This is a genomic window from Vibrio sp. L5-1 (assembly GCF_021728315.1).
Lineage (GTDB): Bacteria > Pseudomonadota > Gammaproteobacteria > Enterobacterales > Vibrionaceae > Vibrio > Vibrio splendidus_K.
This window is the reverse complement of record NZ_JAKKCQ010000001.1, coordinates 730,664-754,709: the sequence shown is the minus strand read 5'-3', so window position 1 is coordinate 754,709 and position 24,046 is coordinate 730,664. Positions and strand designations below refer to the sequence as shown.

The window sequence follows — 24,046 nt, the reverse complement described above, 5'->3', positions numbered from 1 at the left end:
ATTCTGGAATATGAATATGCAAACCAATGCAGCGACATTCGTGCTGGAAAACCAAGTCGACACCGCCTTTTTACAGTCTTTTAGTGATGCATGGAATAACCATGATATTGAAGCGCTAATGTCGTTTATGACCGAAGACTGTGTCTTCCACACCGTGGCAGGAGAAGGCGAACTTGGAAACACTATCGAAGGGTACGAAGCCGTTCGCAATAGCTTTGAATTGGTTTGGCAGAACTTTCCAGATGCAGCCTGGAGCGACCCTGTCCACTTTGTGTGTGGCGACCGTGCGGTGAGTGAGTCAACGTTCTCTGCGACTAACCCTGATGGCACCGTCATCGAAGCTCGTATGGTTGATGTGTTTACCCTGAAAGATGGGAAAATCAGCGTAAAAAATGCCTTCCGTAAAACACGACCTCTTTTGACTCCCAACAATACTCCCAAGAGCTAGACACGAAACCACAACCCGTTCACGTGTTATGACTAGGAGAGTCGAATTATGAGTTTAGTAATGGAACAACCGGCAGCCGATGTGCCGCCAAAGGTGAAAAGCACCCAAGCACAAGATAAATACGATCCAAAATACGATCCACTTAAAGATAAGAGCCCAGGTCACGGTAAGGAATACGCCCCGACTTATTGGGTAGATACCGCAGGCGTACCACCTGAAGATGATGGCCCAATTACATCGGATATGGATGTTGATGTGGCGATAATCGGTTCAGGCTATACAGGCCTAAGTACCGCGATACACCTTGCTGAAATGTACGGCATTAAAGCGACTGTGATTGAAGCCAACCGTATGAGTTGGGGCTGCAGTACCCGAAATGGTGGTCAGGCTCAGTGTGCGTCAGGACGTTTGAAGCGTTCTCAGTGGATTGAACGCTGGGGACTAGAAACCGCGCTAAAAATGCACCGCGAATGCGTCGACGGCATGAACACATTTAAGTCTCTAATCAAAGACATTGATTGTGACCCACAACCGGGTGGCCACTTATACGTTGCTCACCGTCCAAAAGTGATGGCAACGCTCGAGAAAGAAGCCAAGTTGCTGCGTGACACGTTTGATTACGATGCGCAGATCTTAGATGCGGAAACCGTAAAGCGTGATTACGTTGGTGACCAAGAAGCGGCAGGCGCAATGCATGAGCCAGAAGGTATTGGCATTCATGCAGGGAAACTGGCATTTGGTTATCTAAGAAAGGCGAGAGCACTCGGCGTAAAAGTTCACCCAGCAAGCCCTGTGATGGGATGGGAAACTCGCAACGGTGTGCATTACCTGAAAACGCCTGGTGGTGTTGTAAAGGCTCGCTCTGTCGGTGTTTGTACAGGCGGATATACCAGCCAAGGTTTGCATTCAGAGCTTAAGAATCGCTTATTGCCAGTACTTTCTAACTCGATGGTGACGCGTCCGTTAACTCAAGACGAAATCGCTGCGTGTAACTTCAAAACCAATCAGGTGATTACTGATACTAGGATCTTGCGTCATTACTACCGTTTGTTACCCGATAACCGAGTGCAGATAGGTACACGCAGTGCCATCAGTGGCAAGAACGCACCTGAAAAGAAATACGAAGATATGTTGAGATCGGATTTAACCCGAAAATTCCCTTCTCTCGATCAGATCAAAATCGATTATTCATGGTGGGGTTGGGTTGATGTTAGCCACGACATGATGCCAAGAATCTATCAGCCGAATCCAAAGCAATCCATATTCTACGCACTAGGGTATGGCGGCAATGGTGTGATGTACTCCGCTCAAGCAGGCAAGCGCCTTGCTCAGTGGATTGCAGGTGAAGGTCATAAGCTTGACTTGCCAATATTTGAATCAAAACTTCCGTTCCCCAACGTGAGGGAAGTGGTGGAATCTGAGATGTTTGCACCATTTCGAAGAGTAGGGCAACAGTTCCTTTATCAGTGGTATTCGTTAAAGGATGAAGTGCTTTAACTACTCGAACATTGTTTCCAAAATAGGGAAATAGAACTACGACCAGGAAAGTTGTACCAGGTCACCTTGTGAGCAAAGTACAGGCAGGAAGTCTGTATGATATGAAAGGTTAAGACTATGAAATTTATTAAAAATAAAATTATTGCTGGCGTCACAATTGTAGCAACAGCGATGCTATCTCATACCGCGGCAGCAGCAAATTTTAAAATGGCTATCGGCGATGCTGCTGGTGGTACGCAGTGGGAACTAGCGACATCATTTTCTGAATTGATGGAGCAAAAAACAGACGGTAAAGTCAAAATCGACTTGTTCCCGAATGGTCAATTGGGCAATGAGCAAGATACCGTCAACGACGCGGCAATCGGCCTTCTCGACTTCTCTGTATTGGCGATCAACAACGTGACGCCTTTCTCTCCAACTGTTGGTCTACTGACCATGCCTTATGTTATTCAAAGTGCAGAAGAAGCGGTGCTATTAACTCAAGGCCAAGTCGGTCAAGATCTTGTCGACAATACTATCCGTGACGCAGGCGTTCGCATCGTAGGTTGGGCTTATTCTGGTTTTAGGGTTTTGACTAACTCGAAAAAAGCCGTAGCTTCGCCAGCCGATCTAAAAGGGTTAGTGATTCGTGTCCCTCGTAACGAAATCATGATTGCTTCTTACCAAGCATGGGGCGTAAACCCAACACCAATGGCATGGTCAGAAACCTTTACTGGCCTACAACAAGGCGTGGTTGATGGTCAAGACAACCCATACATCACTGTTCATGCGATGAAGTTCAATGAAGTACAGAAGTACGTCACAAACCTCCGTTACATCTTCTCACTCGAGCCGCTAATCGTGAGTGAAACGGTCTTCCAGCAACAGACGCCGGAAATGCAAAAGATCATTCTTGAAGCGGGTCAGGAAGCAACAGAACACAGCTTTGCTTATCTAGAGAATACTGAAAACAAGATCCGTGAAGAGCTACAAGCAAAAGGCATGGTATTCACAGACCCAGCAGACAATGAACAAGAGTGGATCAGCAAGGTAACGAAATCAGTTTGGCCTAAGTTCTATTCAAGCATTGGTGGCAAAGACAAGCTAGACGACGTTCTTGAGTTACTAGGTAGAAAGTAACGATTAGATACGCCCTATCTGCTGTTCTCCGCTACTTAATCACCTAGCGATAGAACAGTGAGATAGGGCCTTTACATGGCTTTACTCGTTGATCTGTTCAGTACCTGATCTTTTTAGTACCGCGAGCGATTGGTTGTCATGTGGAAATCAACATTGGAGGTTATATGTCAGTCGCTAAAACTATAAAAAAGCATCTTAACAACATCGAGGAATATACCTGTTGTCTGTTGCTAGCAAGCTTTGTCTTATTACTGTTCACACAAATCCTTACTCGTCAGCTTTTCGATTACTCGATACCTTGGGGTGATGAAGTCGCGACTTACATGTTCGTTTGGTTTGCCTATCTAGGCGCCGTTGTGGCGGCCAAAATGTCGGCGCATAACCGAGTCAGTTTTCACTTCAAGTTCTTCCCTCCGATTGTTCAGACCGTCTGTGAAACCATCGCTGACTTCTTATGGTTGATGTTCAACGGTTACTTTGTCTATCTCAGTTACGATTTCGTGTTCAACAAAATGAACCTGTTCTGGAAATCTCAAACTACAGGCATCCCAATGAAGTACTTCTATATGATTTTGCCTATCGCGTTTTCGTTGATGATGATTCGAATTATCTGGAACAACTACGAGCGTTTGTTTAAAGGCGCTAAGAACGAAGATCCAGAAGTTAAAGAACTGCGAAAAATGACGGCACAAAAGTCATCACAGTAGCCGTCACAGAGAATAGCCGTAATAGAGAGATGTAATAATGGAATCCTATTTAACTCTAATTTTATTTGGTGGCTTCTTAACCCTGTTAATTCTGGGTGCACCAATCACAGTATCACTGGCCGGCGCTTCAATGGCGGCCTATATGTTGCTCGACAAAAATCCCATTGCTTTAGTACAAATCGCGTTTACTTCGGTGGGTAACTTCCCATTAATGGCGCTGCCGGCCTTTGTTCTTGCCGGTGCATTGATGGAGGCGGCGGGTATCTCCAAACGGTTGGTGGATATAGCCGAGAGTTTAGCCGGCCCTGTGACGGGTGGCCTTGGCGCTGCAACGGTAATGGCGTGTCTTTTCTTTGGAGCTATATCAGGTTCAGGCCCTGCCACGACCGCTGCGGTTGGTATGTTGATGGTGCCTGCAATGGTTAAGCGAGATTACGATAAGAGCTACGCCTCTGCGGTGACTGCCGCTTCAGGGGGATTGGGTATCATTATTCCGCCATCGATCCCGCTAGTTATTTTCGGCATCTCCGCTATGGGATTAATGGCACCGCCAGAGGCCATTGCTCAACACGGACAGTTTGCCTCTCTATCTATTCCAAAACTGTTTGTTGCTGGGGTTGTACCGGGTTTCATTATGGCGTCGACGCTAGTGGTCACTAACTACTTTATTGCTAAACGTGAAGGTTACAAAGGGCTGACTGAAAACTGGTCATTTGGCGAAGTAAGACATTCTTTACGTCGTGGTATTTGGTCGATACTGGCTCCGTTTTTGATTCTCGGGGGCATCTACAGTGGCATGTTCACTCCAACAGAATCAGCGGTTGTGGCTATCTTCTATTCACTGTTTGTCGGGGTGTTTATTCACCGAGAGTTATCGTTCAAAAGCACGATTAAATCATTGTCGACAACGACATGGATCACTGGACGTGTGTTGCTGATTCTATTCGCGGCAACGGTATTCGGTCGTTTGTTAATCGAACAAAAAATTCCGGTGGTGGTGGCTGAGTCATTGCTAGGTTTCACTGACAACATGTACATGGTGTGGGCACTGACTATTGTGCTATTGCTTTTCGTCGGCATGTTCATGGAAACGTTAGCCGCGATCATGATTATCGTACCGGTCTTGCTGCCAATTATGTACATGCTCGGCGCGGATCCTACCCACGTTGGTATTGTGGTGGTATGTACGCTCTCGATAGGATTCGCTACGCCGCCACTCGGTGAAAATATCTTTGTCGCCTCGGGGATAGGCGGAGCCACGGTCGAACAGATCACCGCTAAGATCCATCCCTTTGTGCTTGCGTCCGTTATTGGCGTGTTCGTTATCGCTTTCTTCCCGCAAATTACGCTTTGGCTACCATCCTTAGTGGGCTATTAGGAGAGACAACTATGAATCTATCCAGAATTATCATTATCGGTTGCGCCTTATTTGCTGTAGTGAGTGGTATCGGATTACGTGCCGAACATTCAGAAACAGCAAAAGAAAACGAGCCAGTTAATGTGCTCGATATTTCAGAGCCACATGTCGTCAGCGATGCTGAAAGAAGAGCCAAAACCCTGCTTGCTAAAGCGGTTGTCCATGTACAAAAGGATGGCGATGAGAGTGTCAAAGACTTCATGAGTGATGCCGAATATATAGACGGTGAGCTCTATGTGTTTGCTCTTGGTATTGATGGCCAATTCCTTGCCAGTGGAGGCTCTTCAATGGTGTTGGTGGGCGACAGTGTTTTGGATACTCAAGACGTTTACGGTAATCCCTTTTTCCGTGAAATGATCACTAAGGCTGTGCACAACGGGTTTGGCGAAGTTCAGTACCATTGGACTAATCCGACTGACCGCATGGGCGAGCCTAAAACCACTTTCTTTGAACGTGTGGGTGATGTGATTGTTGCCGTGGGGTATTACCCAGAACGCTCTAGTGCAACAGAAGCTAAGCGGTTATTGGCAAGAGCCATGACCGCGATAGTGGAATCAGAGCAGGACAGTCTCGCTGAGTTCAATGATACCGAAGGCAGCTTTGTTGAGGGAGACTTGTATGTGTTCGTGATGGATATGAGCTCTGGAAAGCTGCTCGCGCACGGTGTATCCCCTGAGCTTGTTGGGCGTTCACACAACGAAATCCTAAGCCCTGACGATAAGCCAATTCTCACTGAGATGTTAAACCTAGCCAAAGAAAATGGCCGAGGCGTTTATACTTATCAATGGTTAAACCCGTTGTCGAGCAAAGTGGAAACCAAGCACACTTACTATCGAGTGATCGACAATAAGCTGGTTGGTGTTGGTTATTATACAAATTCAAACAACACGTAAAAGTGTTTCTACTGAGTCCTCAACCCAGTTAGATAAAGGGCTGGGGGCTCAAAATACCGGTTTGTGTAAAAAAGCAATTTAGTAAAATTAACACTGTGAAATTTTTGTTGTGAAATTGTTTTTAAAATACAAGTAGTATGAAATACATGGAAGCAACACAGTAAAGAACAATTTTGAAAAGGGTCAATCAGGATTTTTGACCGACATGAAATTCAAAGCCGTAAGAGGGAAAGACTATGAATATGCTGACACTAGACAAAACAGAACTTCACAGAAACCATTCAACATTTATTGCTGAAGCTGTCTTTGCCGTAGAAATGGTGAAAGCAGACAAGCAGCTCGAAAAACAAAAAATGGCGAAACAGTTGCTTGATACTCTATTTCCTCTTGAGGCGGGTTCACACGAAGACGCAGTGAGCTATGAGATTGACTACCGACATGTTCAGGTTTACTTTAAAAATGGCGAACATACTGGCCTAAAACGAGCGAAGCACTTTGTTGCTTTCACCGGCGATAAGTCTAAGCCTTCAGCAATCCTATTTCGTGATGAAAGCGGTACACACGTTGAAGTGACAATCGGTGCTCGTAAAGGCACTGGCTACTTAGAATTGGTTGATATTCAAGATATCCAGTTAGAGACATGCACCACGTTTGGCCAAACTGAGGCGAGCCGTTCTTCTGGCATCCGTCACTGGGTGAGCTTAGTGAAAGGCGATGAAAGCGGTCGACCGAACGCTTCAAGTGAAGATAAAGAGTTCACGGCAAAAAATGGCGAAGACTATAACCTAGGTTTTTGCTTCGCGATCTAATGTGCTGTCTTTGAAATGTGAAGTGCTGCTCTGCTAGACGTAGCACTGACATTTGAATACTGATTTCTCTTTTACCTTTGGTAATTTCCCCGCCCCTATAGCGGGGCTTTTTTGTTAGAGCTATAAATAAATTGGGCTGTTGTTGATTTTATCTTTAGAAAGTTTGAATGAGATTTTACAGTGCGTTATTTTAATTTAAAACACTGTATTTAAACATTTTTATTTGTTTATTTTATTCTGTTTTTATTGGCTTAACTGTCACTATTGACGGTGGTTTGGGTGACTATTGAGCTAAAACTCAGTCAAAATGCTTTGAGCTGTGCTATAATCCGCGCCTTGGGATTGAGCCAATAAGTCCATTTATCACCAATCATTGTGATTTTTATCGCCTTTTTATTTAGGTGGTGCGGCGAGCCAATCAAGTAGTAATTGGATATGGAGAGCGTCCTTATATTCGTTGATTCGGATATGCGAACATCATAATTTATGAGTTTTAAATCAAAAAAATACAGTATTGATTCTACTGACTATCAAGTTGGTCAAGACAACGTCAGTAAATGGGGCATGGATGTCCATAACACAGTCTTCGTAGCCTCAGTAGGCTTATCTCTTCTCTTCATCATCACTCTTCTTGCTCTTCCTCCTGCAGATGCTAAAGCTGCTATTGATTCTATTAAGGGTGCTGTTTTATCAAAGTTTGACTTCCTCTTTATGTGGGGAGCTAACATCATGCTAGCGTTTGCCGTTGTTCTCGCGTTTTCACCTTTGGGTAAAATTCGTCTCGGTGGCGAAGACGCGACGGCGGATTACTCCATGTCATCTTGGATAGCAATGCTATTCGCAGCGGGTATGGGTATAGGACTTATTTTTTGGGGTGTTGCAGAGCCAACCGCGTTCTTCACGAACTGGTTCGGAACGCCACTAGGTGCAGAACCTTTTACAGAAGCTGGCCGTGAACTGGCTCTTGGCGCGACACTGTTCCACTGGGGGTTTCATGCATGGGCTATCTATGGCATGACGGCACTTTGTCTAGCGTATTTTGTTTATAACAAAGGCTTACCGCTATCTATGCGTTCTGTGTTTTACCCAATTCTGGGTGAGCGAGTATGGGGCAAAACCGGTGATGTGATCGATGTACTGACGGTACTGGTTACATTGTTTGGTCTAGCGACTTCATTAGGCTTAGGCGGTACACAAGCTGCAAGTGGTATCAGCCATGTATTTGGCTTGGAAAACAACATCTTCCTTCAGCAATCTATTATCGTTCTGATCATGGGCTTGGCGATCATCTCTGTTCTACGTGGTATGGACGGTGGTGTTAAGTTCCTAAGTAACTTGAACATGGTTATTGCGTTCGTATTCCTTGGTCTTATCGCTATTCTGAACTTCACAACCGTGCTTGATTCTGTGGCAACGGCGGTGACGGGTTATGTGAATAACATCGTAGCGTTGAGCCAAAGCTCTGGTCGTGAAGACACAACATGGCTACATGGTTGGACTGTGTTCTACTGGGCATGGTGGGTTGCGTATGCACCTTTCTTCGGTATGTTTGTAGCGCGTATTTCTAAAGGCCGTACGGTTCGTGAGTTTTTACTTTGCGTACTGATTATCCCAACATTGGTAACGTCGGCTTGGATGGCTATCTTCGGTGGCGTGGCTATCGATCAGGTGATTAATCATGTAGGGCAACTTGGCCTTGACCAAGGCATTACAGACGTATCTCTAAGCTTGTTCTACATGCTAGATGCTTACTCGTTCGGTAGCATTCTGTCAGTTCTCGCAGTTGCACTGATCATTGTGTTCTTCGTTACCACGCTAGACTCAGGCTCTATCGTTATCGATGGCATGACCGCGGGTGGTAAACTAGAAGTGCCAGTGAAACAAAAAGTGGTTTGGGCGGTTATCTCAGGTGCTATTGCAATGGTGATGCTGTGGATTGGTGGAACTCAATCTATCCAAGCTCTGCAATCGATCACGATCATTGCTGCACTACCGTTTACGATCATTCTTCTGATTGGTTGTTTCAGCTTGTTGAAAGGTCTACTGACTGAAGTAGATAAAGGACAAGAAAACGTTAGCGAAACCGCTAAATAAAGTAATTAAGCATGGGGAGTAGATAGTTCGCTAGTTACTCCTTACTAAGTATTATTTCAAAGCTCTCTTGTACTGTGTGCAAGGGAGCTTTTTTATGCCCAAGAAGAAATCAAAGACAAGCCGATAAGACAAAAAAAGAGCCACAAGTGAATCGTCACTTATGGCTCTTTTTTAGTTTTAGGGATTAGCTTTAGGAGACTAGCTATTAGGGAACTCGCTATTAAGTGCTTGGTGCGAGGTCTTAAGTAGTCGCTTAAGCGTTTAGTTCGTGTTGGATTACGTAATCCAAAGCACCGACTACCGCAGCGACTTGAGCGTCATTACACTCTTCGTCTGTCACTTTGTCGCTGTCTGGGTAAACCTCTGTGGTTGTACCGTACTTACAATCAGTCACACCGCCACATAAGCCAAGCTTCTTCATTGGGTAATTAATCACACCATGTTGGGTAACTTCAGAACCAATGATCTTGCCGTCTGCATCTGCTGGCGCAATGTGGGTTACTTTTTCAACTGAAGCAATTACCGCCGCTTGGAATTCTGGCTGTGGATTTTCAGTATCACCAACCGTGTAGAAACCGTCTGGGATCATGCCTTCGATGTACTCAATACCATCACGAGCAGCAAGTGCCGGCCGGAATTCAGTTTCATCAGAGTCTGTCGTTTCATGCAGATCAACGTGAACCAATACTTCTGGCAAAGAGGCCACTAAAGCTCGTAGGTTTGCTGATTCTTCTGCTGGCGTACCGTCATAGAAAGAGCGGTTTGGATCAACAGCATTTGGATTCCAGCGGTTGATCACTTCGTAACCCCAAGGGCTCACACAAGGTGCTACTACAATGTTGAAGTGCGCTGCGTATTGTTCTGCTTGAGTTGCGGCGAACTTGATCGCGCCATGCACACCACTGGTTTCGTAACCGTGAACACCACCCGTTACAAGGAGCGTTGGTTTTGATGCGTCCCAGCTTTTGCTCTTGATTGCAAAAAGCGGGAAGCGAGCTTCGTCGTAGCTCAGTGCGCCGTATTGTTCGATGTCGAAGCGGTCTGCGAGTGCTTGGATTTTTGGCACAACTTCTTGTTGATATTCACGCTTAACCGTTCTTTGAGCGAACCATGCTTGACGTTCTGCTTGTTGCCATTTTTTTCCAGGTTTACCAATCGGGTAGGTGTAAGTACTTTCCATTATTTATCTCTCTTTGGGGTACGTTGCGATTAAATGAGAATAATCAGCAGAACAGTATCGTGCAACTCTTATTGAGTAGGCTTATGTTACAAACGATTGGTATTTTAAATAATGTTCCGTAGAAGTGTTCGTCTATGGTGTTTTTGACTCAAAGTTAGTGTTGCATTTACGAAACGAAGGAAGACAGGCAACCGGTTTTGGTTGCGCTTTGAACGTTTTCTGAATGACAAACCGTATTCCGACCATGCTCCTTCGCATAGTATAAGGCTTCATCCGCACGCTTAATCATATCTGTCATTTTATCTTCTGAACGAAGTTGAGAAATCCCAAAACTTGCCGTTAAATGATTACTTTGCTGTCGCCAAAATTTGCTTTCTTCAACAATCAATCTTAGTTTCTCAGCTACTTTGTATGCATCATTAATATTGGTGTCAGGTAGCATAATTAAAAACTCTTCACCTCCAAATCGGAAAGGGACGTCGGCTGCTCGTAGATTATCGAGCAGAACGCGTCCCATTCTTTTCAATACACAATCACCAATTTGGTGACCATATTGATCATTTACTTGCTTGAAATGGTCGAGGTCGAGAATTATCACTGATAGAGGGTGTTGATGCCTTGCGCTGCGCATCCATTCTCGTTTCAGCATGTCATTCATTGCTCGACGATTATAAAGGTTTGTCAAACTGTCTTTCATTGAAGAACTATAGAGAGACTGCATGATCCTCGCATTGAGAAGCCAGTTGTACGTAAAGCCTAGTGTGCTCAGTAAGATTGCGTTCATGATAATAGCCAGTTGGTGAATGTCACTGGCTTGTAAGAAATCCTCAATAGTCTGCTCTTTGAGTGTCACCCAAACTCTAAACACCATGAAAAGTGAGTGGACGGCAAATACGGCGATTAATAGATACAGTGCCGCTTTGACATCGGCCATAGTCCCTGTGTTGATGACTAACATGCTAGCTATCGTACATAGAGTGATGTAGAGGCTCATTGTCACGACACGTGCATTGGTTGAAGTTTCAAAAAAGGTGAAGTAAATCAAGGTAACCATAACGATGGGTAATACAGCCAACACGATTTTTGTGTAAATGGTAGGGGACTGCCTTAATTGAGTAAGACTAAATACCATCAATGCGAAACCTGTAGCGATTGTTATATTGGCAGTGATTTTTGAAAGCCATGGTGAGATATGAGGACCAAAACTCAGCAAAGAGAAGCCCGACATGAATAAAAGTATGGAACAAATAAAGCTGCGCATTCCCAGAACACGTGTTTGATTTTGTTGTTTAATTATCAGACCAATACAATATGTACCAGACAAGAACACCATAATTAAACACAGAGTGCGTATATCTAAGCCTAGATTCATACTTAACCATTATTCTTTTTATCATTAACCTCATTAAATATGAGGTCATGAGATAAGGTTAGATGCTAATGGCAGAGAATCAAGCGAATTAGATTAGAAAGAAAAAAAGCCTTTCACTTATGTGAAGGGCTTTTTAATAAGTGTTTTATTTGACTGCGTAGAATCTATTTAACAGACCAAGCAATCGTCTCGCCGCCACGGATTGGCACTACGATGTCTGAACCGAAAGGCATGGTTTCAGCAACGTTCCACTCTTCTTTAACAAGAGTGATAGTGTCCGTGTTACGTGGGATACCGTAGAAGTCAGGGCCGTTGTGGCTTGCAAACGCTTCTAGGTTCTCAATCTTACCTTCTAAGTCGAATACTTCAGCGTACAGTTCTACCGCTGCGTGCGCAGTGTAAGAACCGGCACAACCACATGCTGACTCTTTTGCGCCTTTAGCGTGTGGCGCAGAGTCTGTACCCAAGAAGAACTTCTTGCTGCCGCTTGTTGCAGCTTCGATAAGCGCTAATTGGTGCGTGTTACGCTTCAGAATAGGAAGACAGTAGAAATGAGGCTTAATGCCGCCAACCAACATGTGGTTGCGGTTGTAAAGCAGGTGGTGAGCTGTGATGGTTGCCGCTACGTTGTCGTTAGCATTCTTAACGAAAGTCGCTGCGTCTGCAGTAGTGATGTGCTCTAGAACGATTTTCAGGTTAGGGAAATCGTTCACAATTGGTGCTAGCACTGTGTCTAGGAACTGCTTCTCGCGGTCAAAGATATCAACATCGTGAGTCGTTACTTCGCCGTGAACCAGAAGCAACATATCCACTTCTTGCATTGCTTCTAACACATGGTAGATCTTTTGTGCAGACGTTACGCCTGAATCAGAGTTAGTTGTCGCGCCCGCTGGGTAAAGCTTTGCTGCCACTACTGCACCAGACTCTTTCGCTTTGCGAATTTCATCAGGTGTTGTGTTGTCTGTCAGGTAAAGTGCCATTAGAGGCTGGAATTGCTCGCTTGGCTGCTCTGCCATGATGCGTTCACGGTAAGCTAAAGCCATTTCGGTATCGGTTACCGGTGGGATGGTGTTTGGCATGATTAACGCTCGACCATTGTAGCGGCTGATATCGCGCACTGTATCTTTTAATACTTCGCCATCGCGTAGATGAACGTGCCAGTCGTCAGGACGAGTAATCGTAAGTTGTGTCATTGAAGGCTCCCACCATTTGAAGTGTTATGTAGTTGGAGCCTAAACTCGGCGAAATCTGTGAAAGCAATCGCTTACGTTTAGGCGACAGGATGATAGTGGAAAAGCACTTTCATTTCATCCTATTTTTAACTCTTCAGGGCTAGGAGCTTGTTTTTATGAGTATTTTATTCGGTATTAATTCTCGGAGATGGTAGGAGACGGGTTAACGAGTCGCCACCCAGAGCCCGTGAATCATTCCTGGCACCCAGAAGAAGAAAGTCAGGATGATGTTAATCAATAGGTCTTTACCTGCGCCACGAGCGAAGAACACGCCAACAGGCGGAAGTAGTACACACAAGATGATAATGACGAGTTTGTTCATGATAAATCCTTTTTATTCAATGAAAGTTCAATGCAGTAATCGTGTTCAAAGTATAGAACGTATGGAGAGTGTTACTGCATTGCTGCCTTAATGTATCAAAATAGACAGCTAAACATCTCAAGATAATAGCTTAGTATCAAGTGTTTAATGCCTGCCAGTTTATCTATTTATAACCATTTGTTAGCATTGGGACAAATAACAAAACATTGGAATCGTTATGTCGCAGCTACCGTCAGATCAAAAGGCTTCACAGCAAGTGCCTTCTCTATCTCAAATCAATGTGTTTCCGGTTAAGTCAGTGGGCGGGATTGCGCTCTCTTCTGCTTGGGTCGAAAAACAAGGTCTCACTTTCGACAGACGTTTTATGTTGGCGTTGGCTGACGGTTCAATGGTGACGGCGCGTAAGTACCCTAAAATGGTCAAGGTATCTTCTAGCTTGCAACCAGATGGTTTGATCTTCACTTATGAAGGTAAAGAAACGCTGCGCCTAAAGTATGCGAGCTTCAAGATGCAAGAAGCACCAGCAACGGTGTGGAAAGACAGCTTCACGGCATACACGACATGTGATGAGGCGGATGATTGGTTCAGCGATGTGCTTGGTGTTCGTGTTGAGCTACTGTTCTCTGGTGAGCAATCGAATCGTGTTCGAGAAAAGCTTGGTCATAATGTAAGCTTTGCCGACGGCTACCCAATGTTAATAATCAGCCAAGCCTCTCTTGATGAACTTAATCGCCGCAGCCCAGAAACACATTCAATGGATCAGTTCCGCACCAACTTTGTTGTTTCGAATACAGAAGCCTTTGCTGAAGATAGCTGGAAGCGTATCCGAATTGGTGAGGTTGAATTTGAATCCGTTAAGCCTTGTGAACGATGTATCCTAACCACGGTTGATGTTGAGAGTGGCGAACTTAGAGCGACAAAAGAGCCGCTTAACACCTTTTCTTCATTCAGAGCCAACGAGCGCGGTGGAGTTTTCTTTGGCCAAAACCTTGTGGCTAAAAATGAAGGCTTAGTCAAAGCCGGTGATGTTGTTGAAGTATTAGAAACTAAAGAAAAAGAGCACTACGAAGATACATGGGTAGAATCGCTACACTTAACTTGCGTTGAGCGTGAAGAGATCGCTCGAGACTTTACGACGTTCTGGCTAGAGCCAGCGAAAGAGAACCACGCATTACCAAGCTATCAGCCTGGGCAACATCTACCGATTGAAATGGTAATTAATGGTGAAAAAGTGTCTCGTCGTTACACGTTATCTTCGAGCCCAACACGCGCAGGTCGTTTGGCGATTTCAGTGAAGCGAGTGGACGATGGTCAAATCTCAAACTGGCTCAATGATCATTTCCAAGTGGGCGACACTCTAGTTGCTCAAAACCCAGATGGTGCATTTTACTTAGAAGCAAACCCAAAACACCCGTTACTGCTTTTGTCTGCAGGAAGCGGTATTACGCCAATGTTGTCGATGCTGCGTTACCTAGCCGACCATGGTCAAATTGATGATGTGGTTTTCTATCATCAATGTAGCAGCGAAGAAGACATCCCTTATCAAGCAGAGATCGATCAAATTGCCAATGAACATCGAGGCTTACAGGTGATTTACTCACTAAGCCAACCAACGAAAGAGTGGGATGGTTTATCAGGCCGTTTGAGCGTGTCTCATGTCGCTAAAATTGAAGAGCTACATAAGCGTCAAGCATTCGTATGTGGTCCTGACGGCTTTATGGATAATGCCAAGAAACTGCTGATTCAAATGGGGCTTAACCCTCAACATTATCATCAAGAAGCGTTTGGTGTTGCTCAGTCTACCGAAGAGGCGGTAAAGCAGCTGCAGTTAAGTGTCAATGGCTACTTGTTCGAAGGGAATAATCAGTCAACCTTGCTAGAGCAAGCAGAGTCGGCGGGTGTGTCTATCGCTTCAAGCTGCCGTGCTGGTTTCTGTGGCGCTTGTAAAGTGACCCTCGAGTCTGGGCAAGTTCATCAACCTGATGTGCCTGCATTGCAAGAGCATGAACGCAATATGGGTCAGATACTGGCGTGTTGCAGTGTGCCTCAAACCGATATCGAAGTTGTTGATTAACGACACGTTCGGTCAAAAGAAAAAACACTAAATAGAAAAGGCCGGAAGTTCGTTAAATGAACTTCCGGCCTTTTTGATTCTTAGATTAATTCAAAAATTAATCGTAAATCGTTGGGATAGGTTGACGCTTGTGCTGTGTTGCTTTGTAGATGTTTACTAAGCGATCTGATACGTCTTGAGAGACTTCTTTGCCTTCAAGGAAATCATCGATCTGATCGTAAGAAAGATTCAACGCTGCTTCATCGGCTTTCTGAGGGTCAAGCTCTTCTAGATCAGCAGTTGGTACTTTCTTAACAAGTTGCTCTGGAGCGCCCAGCGTTGCTGCTAGTTCACGAACTTGACGTTTGTTCAGGCCGAACAGCGGTGCTAAATCACATGCGCCATCACCGTGCTTAGTGTAGAAGCCAGTAATGTTTTCCGCTGAGTGGTCAGTACCGATTACAAGACCGCCAACGTAACCTGCAATTTCGTATTGTGCGATCATGCGAGCACGTGCTTTTACATTCCCTTTCACAAAGTCGATTTTTGCAGAATCTGTTGGTAGCAGGCCAGTGCCTTCAAGAGCAACATGAGATGCAGCGTGAAGCCCATCAACACCCGCTTTAATGTTTACAGAAACAGATTGAGAAGGCTGAATGAAAGAGAGAGCAAGTTGCGCTTCGTCTTCATCTTTTTGCTCGCCGTAAGGTAGGCGAACCGCGATGAATTGATACTCATTGCTGCCAGAGTTTTCATTCAGGCTGTCGATTGCCATTTGTGCTAAACGGCCACAGGTCGTTGAGTCTACACCGCCACTGATACCAAGGATCAGAGACTTGCAGCCTGACTGCTGAAGTTTCGTTTTAATAAAGTCCACACGACGAGTCACTTCGAAGTGAGGGTCAATTGAAGGTAGTACGCGCATTTCGTCACGAATTAACTGTTCCATTCGTATTCCTTTCCTGCAAGCAAATTAAAAATCTAGTGTTATCATACCTAAATCATCTGATTTAAAAACCTCTTTGCACAAGCTTAGAAAGAGAAGGCAGTAATAAATAATGGAAAAAATAGCCATTTTCGGTAGTGCGTTTAATCCGCCGAGCTTAGGGCACAAAAGTGTGATTGATTCGTTGGCTCACTTTGACAAAATTCTACTTGTTCCAAGTATTGCCCATGCTTGGGGAAAAGAGATGCTAGACTTTGATACGAGATGTCAGTTAGTTAACGCATTTATTAGCGATCTTTCACTGGATCAAGTGGAGCTTTCTTTGATCGAAAAGAGCCTATTTACTCCAGGTGAAAGCGTCACGACTTATGCAGTGCTCAGTGAACTCCAAAAGTTACATCGTGACGCTGAACTGACGTTTGTTATTGGCCCAGATAACTTCTTTAAATTCTCATCTTTCTATAAATCAGATGAGATTACCAAGCAGTGGTCTGTGATGGCTTGCCCTGAAAAAGTAAAGATTCGTAGTACCGATATCCGCCTTGCTTTGCAAAATGGGAGCAATGTGGCGAAATTGAGTACAAAGTCAGTTACAAAGATATTGCAAGATGGTGAACTGTATACAATAATGTAGATTCACTAATTTAAGAGGTCTGATGACTATGCTAAAGCGCGCGATACCAGCGACGATGATCATTGCAGCATGCAGTATGCCTGCTCACGCTGATTGTGATTTCTTTAGCTTAGATTCGATCATGCTGACTTCTGACGATGAAAATAACTGTTTAGATTTATCTACGAGCCTTGAATCCTTCGGTCAACGTATGATGGAGCTCAGTGGATTAAGCGAAGATGAACCTGAATCAACGGCAGACTATTGGTCTGATTGGGTTATTCAGAGCAAAGATGCGCCTCTATTAACTCAAAGCCTTGAATCTAACTACGTTGGATTAGGTATGTGGTTCCCAGAAGATCTCGAAGATGATCAGTATGATATGTCGACAGAAGAGTGGTTGATGAATCATGGCCTTCAATTGAGTATTGGCTTTGGTGATAAAGTAGAAGGGCAACCACGCATGCGATTTGATTACCGTTGGCATGACTCACGAGACGCTGACCTCATGATGCAGGTTGAATTGCCGTTCTAGACCGTTAGGTTATTAATCGATGCTGAGATGCTAAGAATTTAAAAAGCCGCAAAAACTGAGTTTTTGCGGCTTTTTAGTATCTGGTTTGTTGCTTTCATATTAGCTATAACTTATCGCTAAGCTATAAATCTTCACCAAAAACAAGCATGCACAGCTGTTCAAACTCTTCTTCTTTGCCTGAGAACAAATCATCAATCACAAGTGCACGTTTCTGACCCGACTGCATACGTTTCTTTGCCTCGCGCATTACCATCACCAAGGTGTGTTCTTGCGGTAGGTTCGAGTCATCGATGTTCCACTGATTGAATCGCTGAGACAAAGCACTTTCGCAAAGCAGTGGCTTAAATGCCAACACTTCTTGCTTGAGAACAGAAAGCATATCTTTAAACGCTTGCTCCGTATTATTGGCATTTGAAGCGCGAGCTTTGGTTAGCTCCAACTTTTCCAGTAACGCAGAAGAGAGGTTGGTTTGCGTGATGTATCCTGCTTGTCTCGGGAATGAGTCGGTCAAACGAACTGAGAAATCGACACGATTAACCTGGGTGTTTGGAAAGTAGGTCAGTGATGTTAGGCAGTCATATGGAATCCATACACTCTGGCCTGGCTCGACGGCATACTCTTGTTTACCCAGCTTTATCAAAACCAAGCCACTTTGAACCGATACAAGGCTATGTTTAAGTACTTTCTTGCGAGGTGTGATCACCAAGTGTGAAAAGTAAGCCGATGTATATTCAATAGCGAAGTTCATAGATAGTACCTTAATTTTGGGGCGTCAAGATTACCGTTAATTTTAAAGAATGCCAACAATAACAGGGTATTTTCAATCTTTCTGGTCTGACCTTGTCAAAAGTATGGACTCTGTAGCTGCGAGAAGTCAAAACAACGCGTAGAATGAGCCAGATTTTTATTATTTGAATTAAAAAATGACCTCTCCGACCGATCCATATGTTGATATTCGTCCTTACGGCGATGATGAAATTCCAGCGGCACTAAACCGTCTTATTAATGATGAAGAATTTATCAGTGCGATTCTGCACTATCGTTTTTCAAACCATGCGTCTTGGTTTAAAGCATTAATGAGCCCGATCTTGCGCGTTTACTTGAAAATGAAGTGGAGCAAGCTGACCAGCGTTGAATCCATTCAGATTGAAGTTAAGAAATACTTGCGAGATACATTAGCGAAAACCACGAATGGTGTGACATACACAGGTGTAGAGTCACTGGACGCTAGTCAAGCTTACCTGTTTATTTCAAATCACCGTGATATTGCTATGGATCCAGCATTAGTTAATTACGCATTGCATCACAACAATCACCAAACTTGCCGAATTGCAATTGGTGACAACTTGTTGAAGAAACCATGTGCGACTGAACTGATGCGCCTTAATAAGAGCTTTATTGTAAAGCGTTCTTTGAAAGGGCCTCGTGAGATGATGAAAGCACTGGGGCAGTTGTCTTCGTACATCAAGCATTCTTTGGAAACGGGCAATTCTATCTGGATCGCTCAAAAGGAAGGCCGTGCAAAAGACGGCAATGATTTTACTGAGCCAGCAATCTTGAAGATGTTCCACGTTGAAGGTCGTAAGCAGAAAATTGCCTTCCCTGAATACGTGAAGTCGTTGAAGATCGTTCCTGTGTCTATTTCTTACGAAAACGATCCATGTGATATCGCGAAAGCGATCGAGCTTTTTGAAAAAGACGTAAACGGCAGTTACGAAAAGGGTGAATTTGAAGATATCGAAAGTATCATTCAAGGTATCATCGGCAATAAAGGACGTGTTCATGTTGGTTTCGGTCAGGTTATCGACCAAGATTTTGATACGCCTGAAGCGCTTGCTCAAGAGATCGACCGCCAGATCCACGACAACTACAAACTGTTTCCAGTAAACTTGCTGGCAGCGGAAAAAGAAGACGAGTCGATTACAGCAGCGGTTAAGCAGGAGTTTGAAGATAAACTATCTGGTTTGCCACAAGGTGCTCGTCAGTACTTGATCGACAGCTATGCGAATCCAGTGAAGAACATTGGTTAACGAGCGTTAGTTAGCTGAGTAGTAACTTGATTGAATTGAAAAAGGAGCCTTGGGCTCCTTTTTTGTTTCTGAATTACTACTTGCTGCTGCATTAGAGTTTTAGAGCATTAGAGCATTAGAGCATTAGAGCATTAGAGCTTTAGGCTGAACTAGCGAGCGACAGCGCCACCAAGCTCTAGGTTTGTTGGCCACGTGGTAATCGTGTTACCACCGAGGTAGATATTACCTTTGACCGTCATGGTGTCGGGAAATGTTGTAATCCCAGAACCGCCTATATATAAATCGCCATCAATCACTATCCCGTTTGGTAGCTCTGTCAAAGGCGTACGAATCACGCTCAGGTCGCCTTTTACTCTAAAGCCATTGGGTAGCCTCTGGAGGGGAGTATCCGTGAGGTTAATAAATCCGCCCACTCTCACACCTCGTGGCCAACTGGTAATCTGACTACCAATCAAGTCGGCATAGCCTTTTATCTTCACTCCTGAGGGAACCCGCGAGAGTTGGCTGTTACCGCCTTTAAGACTTCCGTTTACGTCCAACCCTTTGGGTAGGCGGGTAATCGCAGTGTTCTCAATATTGAGGTTGCCATCAACGATTAACCCTGTTGGCAGTGATGTGTATGGCTTATTTCGTAAATATAAGTTTCCGTAATTATCCAGATGGTTCAATATTTGATACTGATCGAGTGGTTCAGCAGTCACATTTGTTATGGTTAAAGAACCAATAATAAGTGCAATTATTCGGAGCATAACAAGCTTCTTATTACGATAGACGTTAACACTATAAAGAAAAAATTATTCTCGCATAGTGTTTTACTCATTTGTTGGTAGGTAGAAAGGAATAAGAGACATGAAAGGTAAATTTTCGGTTCGAATAAAGCATCAAATTCTAAAATGCTTTGTGATTCTGACCTCTGCGTTTTGTTCAATATCAGTAAGTGCTAATAAAATAATATCAACGCCTGCAAAAGCGGCAGTGGTTGTCACTCAGAGTACTTCACAGCAACGAGTTTGTTATTACAATGATAAGGCATATAGTGTTGGTGCTATCGTTGAGGTCACTGGTATTGTGATTAAATGTGCGGCTGAAAATGACTTTGAGACCAATGGTGCTCTAGGTTGGGTTGAAATAATAAAAAAAGACGAGTAATAAACTCGCCTTTTAATTATATGAGTGTAAGTGCTTATATTAACGCGCTAGAGAGCGAGTCTTAAGTTCGAAAATAATTTTCTCAGCGCTTACTTCAAATTTAAAGCGTGCGTGCAATTCTGTGCTGTCTTCAGTCATCTCTGATGCTTCAAATTCAACATTGCTAGACACTTGCTTTGCTAACTCAACGTACTTAGCTAATTCAGCTTCAATAAGTGCTTTGGAGTTGCCGTAAACCGTTACCTCAGCAACCTCGTCGCCTTCTTTAATGATGAAGCCAATTTCACCTGCGCAACCGCAAGCCTCACATACATCGTTGTTACCAATATCTTGGCTCATAAATAATCCTCTTACAAAGTCTGAGGTTATTCTAACGAGCAATTTGAACTGTATCTACAAAAATTAAAACCTTTGAACTAATTTATACTGGTATGCTATGTTGTTTGTTAAGGTGTTTAATGAATATCTACATTCGCGCCGATAAATATGTATGTGATTTACCTCACGTTTTGTTGAAAAGGAATGTTATTAATTTGTCAGAATATCATTCACTTAGTTGCGTCAGGAATGATTTTATAAGACTATCTATCGCTTGATAGGTATTTATACAATGAATTTTTCGTTGGGTATTTCATATTCGAAGTCGTTATTTAAAATTATCGACTTAGGATTGTAAGGTGATTTTCGAAGAATAATTAGACAAAGTGTCCAAAGAGACATCACTGTAAAATTGTTCGTACATAGTATTTGTGTGCATTTAGTTCTAAATACTTGCGAAAAAACATCTTGCTCACATAATGCTGATAACGATTTTCATTCTGACTTCATTTGATTGAGTTAGATGGATTTACAAAGAGAAGAGCCTGAATATGCCAAAGCGTAGTAAAGAAGATACAGAAATCACGATCCAGAAGATCATGGATGCCGTTGTGGACCAGCTATTGAGATTGGGTTACGACAAGATGTCATACACGACATTGAGTCAACAAACAGGCGTTTCTCGTACAGGTATTAGTCATCACTTTCCTAAGAAAACGGATTTTACTGCTGCTTTAGACGGTCGTATTTTCAAGATGTTTATGGAACACATTGACTTTGAAAATGGCCTTGACGCATTTTCAGCTAGCTGGGTTGCAGCACTTGAAGACGCTGAGTTCCTAGCAATTTTACGTTTACTTTTCCATCATATCGTTACTGCTGAGAGCGCTCATGAGTTCGCTGCAAACGGTATTGACCGTCTATACAAGCTGACTGAAACTCAGTTTGGTGATACTAGCGGTAAAGAACTAGAGTGGTTGATTGGTAAGTCATTGATTCGCATGAGTCAGTAATCAACACACGATAAAAGAAGCTCCTACGGGGGCTTTTTTTGTGTCTGCAATTTCTCTTTCTCTTTCTCTTTCTCTTTCTCTTTCGCTTTTTCTCTCGAACTCATATCGCTTCTGCTATCTTGCTTTGTGCCAAATGAAGTTATTTCTTTTCTTTTTATATGCTTACGCTCGAGTCTTACATTCAACCTCAATTGCGAAAAGCGTAGCAACACTAACTGATTATGTTTATTTCTAGAGCCTCAAACGCTCTGGGTGAGCCGTTTTATAGCTTATTGCTATGGTTACTAACAAAATTGAGTTTAAGGCGAGAGAGAGGCTGTGAGCCAATAAAAAAGCCTCGACTAAATCGAGGCTTTGAATGGTGTCGGCGTTAGAAGGAACGAATACTCTAAATGCGCCAGTTTTTGATTGTGGTTATTGTGCGGGATGAACCTGAGGGAAGCTCATGGTTGGGTGTTTTTCGACGATACTTTTGTATCCGTATACGTCTTCAATCATTGACGGCTTTAGCGCCTCCCAAGGACTTCCATCGCAAACTAAGTGTCCATCCTTCAATACCACTAATCGGTCGGAATATTGAGCAGCTAGGTTTAAGTCATGCAAAACTACGATAACCGCGGCATTGTGGTTGTCGGCTAATTCTCTCGCGATCTTTAAGGTGTTGTGCTGGTGGGCAAGATCCAGTGCTGATGTGGGTTCATCAAGCATCAAGATACATTGGTCACCAGAATAGTGAAGCTGGGTTAGCACTCGAGCCAAATGAACACGCTGTTTTTCACCGCCGGATAGCGAAGGGTAGAGCCTTTCACTCAGGTGAGTCACATCGGCAACATCCATTTTTTGACTAGCGATGTTGGTGAGGTTCTTGTTGGACTCTTGCAGAGGAATACCACCAAGCTCGACAACTTCATGTGCCAAAAATGGGAAGGTCAACGTACTGTGCTGAGGTAGCATAGCCAGATGCTTCGCCAATTTTTGAGAAGGCCACTTGTCTTTGGTGTGTCCAAAATATTGGATATCGCCGTTGCTTGATATCTCTTGGCACAAGGCTTTAAGTAACGTGCTTTTCCCTGCGCCATTTGGCCCAAGCAGTGTGGTTACCTTTCCAGCCTCAATCTCAATAGAAACGCCATCTAATATCACTTTGCTGCCGAACTTCACTTCGATATCGGTCGCTTTTAACGCTGAAGGAAACATTAAAGGATTCTCCCTTTCTGTTGAAATAGTAGATACAAGAAGAAGGGAGCGCCGATGATCGCGGTGACAATACCTACAGGCAATTCTGCTGGTGCCAGTACCACACGAGAGAACATGTCTGCGGCTGTTAGCAATAGTGCGCCTAGCACTGCTGACAATGGCAAAAGAACTCGGTGATCTGGGCCTGCCAACATACGACCTAAATGAGGGATAACGAGCCCGATGAAACCGATCATGCCAGACAGGCTCACTGTGATACCAACGCCCGCAGCTGTCAATAGAATGAGTTTTCGTTTGAGTTTTTGTACTGGAATGCCAAGGTGTTGCGCTTCTGACTCGCCTAAGAGCAGGGCATTCAGTGACATCGCTTGACGGTAAAAAACAATAAACAGTGCTACGAGCGTAACCGCAGCAAGCAAAATGCCTGACCACTTCGCTCCTGCTAGTGAACCCATCGACCATAACGAAAGATCACGCAGCATTTGGTCATCAGCGATGAAGTTCAAGAACCCAATACCAGCGCCAGAGAGCGCACTGATCGCCACACCCGCCAACAACATGATGGTTACTGAGGTTCCGAATTTACCCGTGCCCAGTTTATAGACCAAGAGTGTGGTTAAAGCGCCACCTAAAAAGGCAAACACAGGAACGGCCGCAAAATTCATGAAGGCTGGGTATTGCAATGAGAGTTCAGAGAAAAGAACAATAGCCAACGCTGCACCTAATGCCGCACCAGCAGACACACCGATGATCCCTGGCTCAGCAAGCGGGTTGCGGAATAGCCCCTGCATAACCGCACCACATAACGCGAGAATCGCGCCGATTAGCATGCACAAAATAGTTCTAGGTAAGCGAATCTCTTGAATCACCAAATTGATGTGTGGGGCTAAATCATTGTTTGGTTGGAGTAAGCTCGCTGCACTGTCAGCTAAGCTAATGTTCATTGGCCCAACGGTAATTGAGAACAGTGCGACGAAGACTAGGGTAGCCCCTAGGCCTAACATCGATGTTTTCAGTGGGACGGATCGTAGCAACATAAAGGGCCTCAATGTCCATCGCTAGCTTCAATATCCATCACCAACATTGCGGAAAAGCGGTTTGG

General features: G+C 44.1%; 24 protein-coding genes. 14 read left to right on the top strand and 10 right to left on the bottom strand.

All coding sequences use genetic code 11. The annotated features are described in order from the left end of the window. Positions 1–10 precede the first annotated feature (10 nt). From L3V35_RS03145 to L3V35_RS03110, 8 genes are all read left to right on the top strand, one after another. Entirely contained in the window at positions 11–448 is a 438-nt protein-coding gene (locus L3V35_RS03145; RefSeq protein ID WP_017064287.1) for a nuclear transport factor 2 family protein, read from the top strand. A 48-nt stretch (positions 449–496) separates the two neighbouring features. Further along, the gene (locus tag L3V35_RS03140) at positions 497–1,945 is read left to right on the top strand and encodes an FAD-binding oxidoreductase (protein WP_237298345.1); all 1,449 of its coding nucleotides are present in this window, start codon (positions 497–499) and stop codon (positions 1,943–1,945) included. Positions 1,946–2,062: 117 nt separating this feature from the next. Continuing rightward, positions 2,063–3,064: a TRAP transporter substrate-binding protein gene (locus L3V35_RS03135; RefSeq protein WP_065206980.1), complete on the top strand. Its 1,002-nt coding sequence runs from the start codon at positions 2,063–2,065 to the stop codon at positions 3,062–3,064. A gap of 164 nt (positions 3,065–3,228) precedes the next feature. Further along, positions 3,229–3,771: a TRAP transporter small permease gene (locus L3V35_RS03130; protein ID WP_237298343.1), complete on the top strand. Its 543-nt coding sequence runs from the start codon at positions 3,229–3,231 to the stop codon at positions 3,769–3,771. A gap of 37 nt (positions 3,772–3,808) precedes the next feature. Continuing rightward, positions 3,809–5,149 (top strand): TRAP transporter large permease, encoded by a 1,341-nt coding sequence (locus tag L3V35_RS03125; protein WP_004731904.1) that lies wholly within the window; start codon positions 3,809–3,811, stop codon positions 5,147–5,149. Between the two features lie 11 nt (positions 5,150–5,160). After that, the gene (locus L3V35_RS03120; RefSeq protein WP_237298342.1) at positions 5,161–6,081 is read left to right on the top strand and encodes a cache domain-containing protein; all 921 of its coding nucleotides are present in this window, start codon (positions 5,161–5,163) and stop codon (positions 6,079–6,081) included. Between the two features lie 236 nt (positions 6,082–6,317). Beyond that, on the top strand, positions 6,318–6,890 hold the full coding sequence (locus L3V35_RS03115; RefSeq protein ID WP_017094519.1) for a malate synthase: 573 nt from the start codon (positions 6,318–6,320) through the stop codon (positions 6,888–6,890). Positions 6,891–7,376: 486 nt separating this feature from the next. Then, positions 7,377–8,984, top strand: coding sequence for a BCCT family transporter (locus L3V35_RS03110; RefSeq protein ID WP_171308339.1), 1,608 nt, complete (start codon positions 7,377–7,379; stop codon positions 8,982–8,984). Between the two features lie 253 nt (positions 8,985–9,237). Here L3V35_RS03110 and L3V35_RS03105 read toward each other — a convergent pair whose 3' ends face one another. The 4 genes from L3V35_RS03105 to L3V35_RS03090 all read right to left on the bottom strand — a co-directional run bounded on the left by L3V35_RS03105 (position 9,238) and on the right by L3V35_RS03090 (position 13,090). After that, positions 9,238–10,164 carry a M14 family metallocarboxypeptidase gene (locus tag L3V35_RS03105; protein WP_237298339.1) on the bottom strand — a complete coding sequence of 309 codons (927 nt, stop codon included), beginning with the start codon at positions 10,162–10,164 and terminating at the stop codon, positions 9,238–9,240. Between the two features lie 166 nt (positions 10,165–10,330). Beyond that, the gene (locus tag L3V35_RS03100) at positions 10,331–11,536 is read right to left on the bottom strand and encodes a GGDEF domain-containing protein (RefSeq protein ID WP_237298330.1); all 1,206 of its coding nucleotides are present in this window, start codon (positions 11,534–11,536) and stop codon (positions 10,331–10,333) included. 164 nt (positions 11,537–11,700) lie between these two features. Next, entirely contained in the window at positions 11,701–12,729 is a 1,029-nt protein-coding gene (gene pyrC, locus L3V35_RS03095; RefSeq protein ID WP_146456488.1) for a dihydroorotase, read from the bottom strand. 202 nt (positions 12,730–12,931) lie between these two features. Beyond that, positions 12,932–13,090 (bottom strand): YqaE/Pmp3 family membrane protein, encoded by a 159-nt coding sequence (locus L3V35_RS03090; protein WP_004731890.1) that lies wholly within the window; start codon positions 13,088–13,090, stop codon positions 12,932–12,934. 217 nt (positions 13,091–13,307) lie between these two features. On the opposite strand from L3V35_RS03090, the gene L3V35_RS03085 reads away from it, so the two are divergent. Next, positions 13,308–15,164 carry a hybrid-cluster NAD(P)-dependent oxidoreductase gene (locus L3V35_RS03085; protein WP_237298329.1) on the top strand — a complete coding sequence of 619 codons (1,857 nt, stop codon included), beginning with the start codon at positions 13,308–13,310 and terminating at the stop codon, positions 15,162–15,164. A 97-nt stretch (positions 15,165–15,261) separates the two neighbouring features. Here the strand turns inward: L3V35_RS03085 and nadE are convergent, their stop codons facing one another. Continuing rightward, complete coding sequence (gene nadE / locus L3V35_RS03080) at positions 15,262–16,092, bottom strand: ammonia-dependent NAD(+) synthetase (RefSeq protein WP_237288693.1); 831 nt, start codon at positions 16,090–16,092, stop codon at positions 15,262–15,264. A gap of 109 nt (positions 16,093–16,201) precedes the next feature. On the opposite strand from nadE, the gene L3V35_RS03075 reads away from it, so the two are divergent. Both L3V35_RS03075 and L3V35_RS03070 read left to right on the top strand, forming a co-directional pair. After that, entirely contained in the window at positions 16,202–16,723 is a 522-nt protein-coding gene (locus L3V35_RS03075) for a nicotinate-nicotinamide nucleotide adenylyltransferase (RefSeq protein ID WP_017081421.1), read from the top strand. 22 nt (positions 16,724–16,745) lie between these two features. Beyond that, the gene (locus L3V35_RS03070) at positions 16,746–17,237 is read left to right on the top strand and encodes a hypothetical protein (RefSeq protein WP_004731883.1); all 492 of its coding nucleotides are present in this window, start codon (positions 16,746–16,748) and stop codon (positions 17,235–17,237) included. Between the two features lie 121 nt (positions 17,238–17,358). Here L3V35_RS03070 and L3V35_RS03065 read toward each other — a convergent pair whose 3' ends face one another. After that, entirely contained in the window at positions 17,359–17,985 is a 627-nt protein-coding gene (locus tag L3V35_RS03065) for a hypothetical protein (protein WP_017077381.1), read from the bottom strand. A gap of 175 nt (positions 17,986–18,160) precedes the next feature. Here L3V35_RS03065 and L3V35_RS03060 point away from each other — a divergent pair, with 175 nt between their 5' ends. Continuing rightward, positions 18,161–19,267, top strand: a complete 1,107-nt coding sequence (locus tag L3V35_RS03060) for a 1-acyl-sn-glycerol-3-phosphate acyltransferase (protein ID WP_029222283.1) — start codon at positions 18,161–18,163, stop codon at positions 19,265–19,267. Between the two features lie 149 nt (positions 19,268–19,416). Here the strand turns inward: L3V35_RS03060 and L3V35_RS03055 are convergent, their stop codons facing one another. Continuing rightward, positions 19,417–20,016, bottom strand: a complete 600-nt coding sequence (locus tag L3V35_RS03055; protein ID WP_237298327.1) for a hypothetical protein — start codon at positions 20,014–20,016, stop codon at positions 19,417–19,419. A 100-nt stretch (positions 20,017–20,116) separates the two neighbouring features. Here L3V35_RS03055 and L3V35_RS03050 point away from each other — a divergent pair, with 100 nt between their 5' ends. Next, on the top strand, positions 20,117–20,416 hold the full coding sequence (locus L3V35_RS03050; RefSeq protein WP_237298325.1) for a DUF1496 domain-containing protein: 300 nt from the start codon (positions 20,117–20,119) through the stop codon (positions 20,414–20,416). Between the two features lie 39 nt (positions 20,417–20,455). Here the strand turns inward: L3V35_RS03050 and L3V35_RS03045 are convergent, their stop codons facing one another. Next, positions 20,456–20,755: a YfcZ/YiiS family protein gene (locus L3V35_RS03045; protein WP_004731876.1), complete on the bottom strand. Its 300-nt coding sequence runs from the start codon at positions 20,753–20,755 to the stop codon at positions 20,456–20,458. A gap of 530 nt (positions 20,756–21,285) precedes the next feature. Between L3V35_RS03045 and L3V35_RS03040 the strand changes: the two genes are divergently transcribed. Beyond that, complete coding sequence (locus L3V35_RS03040) at positions 21,286–21,747, top strand: TetR/AcrR family transcriptional regulator (protein WP_004731875.1); 462 nt, start codon at positions 21,286–21,288, stop codon at positions 21,745–21,747. A 414-nt stretch (positions 21,748–22,161) separates the two neighbouring features. On the opposite strand, the gene L3V35_RS03035 is transcribed toward L3V35_RS03040, so the two are convergent. Together L3V35_RS03035 and L3V35_RS03030 are read right to left on the bottom strand one after the other, a co-directional pair. Beyond that, complete coding sequence (locus L3V35_RS03035) at positions 22,162–22,944, bottom strand: heme ABC transporter ATP-binding protein (protein ID WP_017077386.1); 783 nt, start codon at positions 22,942–22,944, stop codon at positions 22,162–22,164. Next, on the bottom strand, positions 22,944–23,981 hold the full coding sequence (locus L3V35_RS03030) for an iron ABC transporter permease (RefSeq protein ID WP_029222281.1): 1,038 nt from the start codon (positions 23,979–23,981) through the stop codon (positions 22,944–22,946). Before L3V35_RS03030 ends, L3V35_RS03035 begins: the two co-directional genes overlap by 1 nt. Between the last annotated feature and the right edge of the window lie 65 nt (positions 23,982–24,046).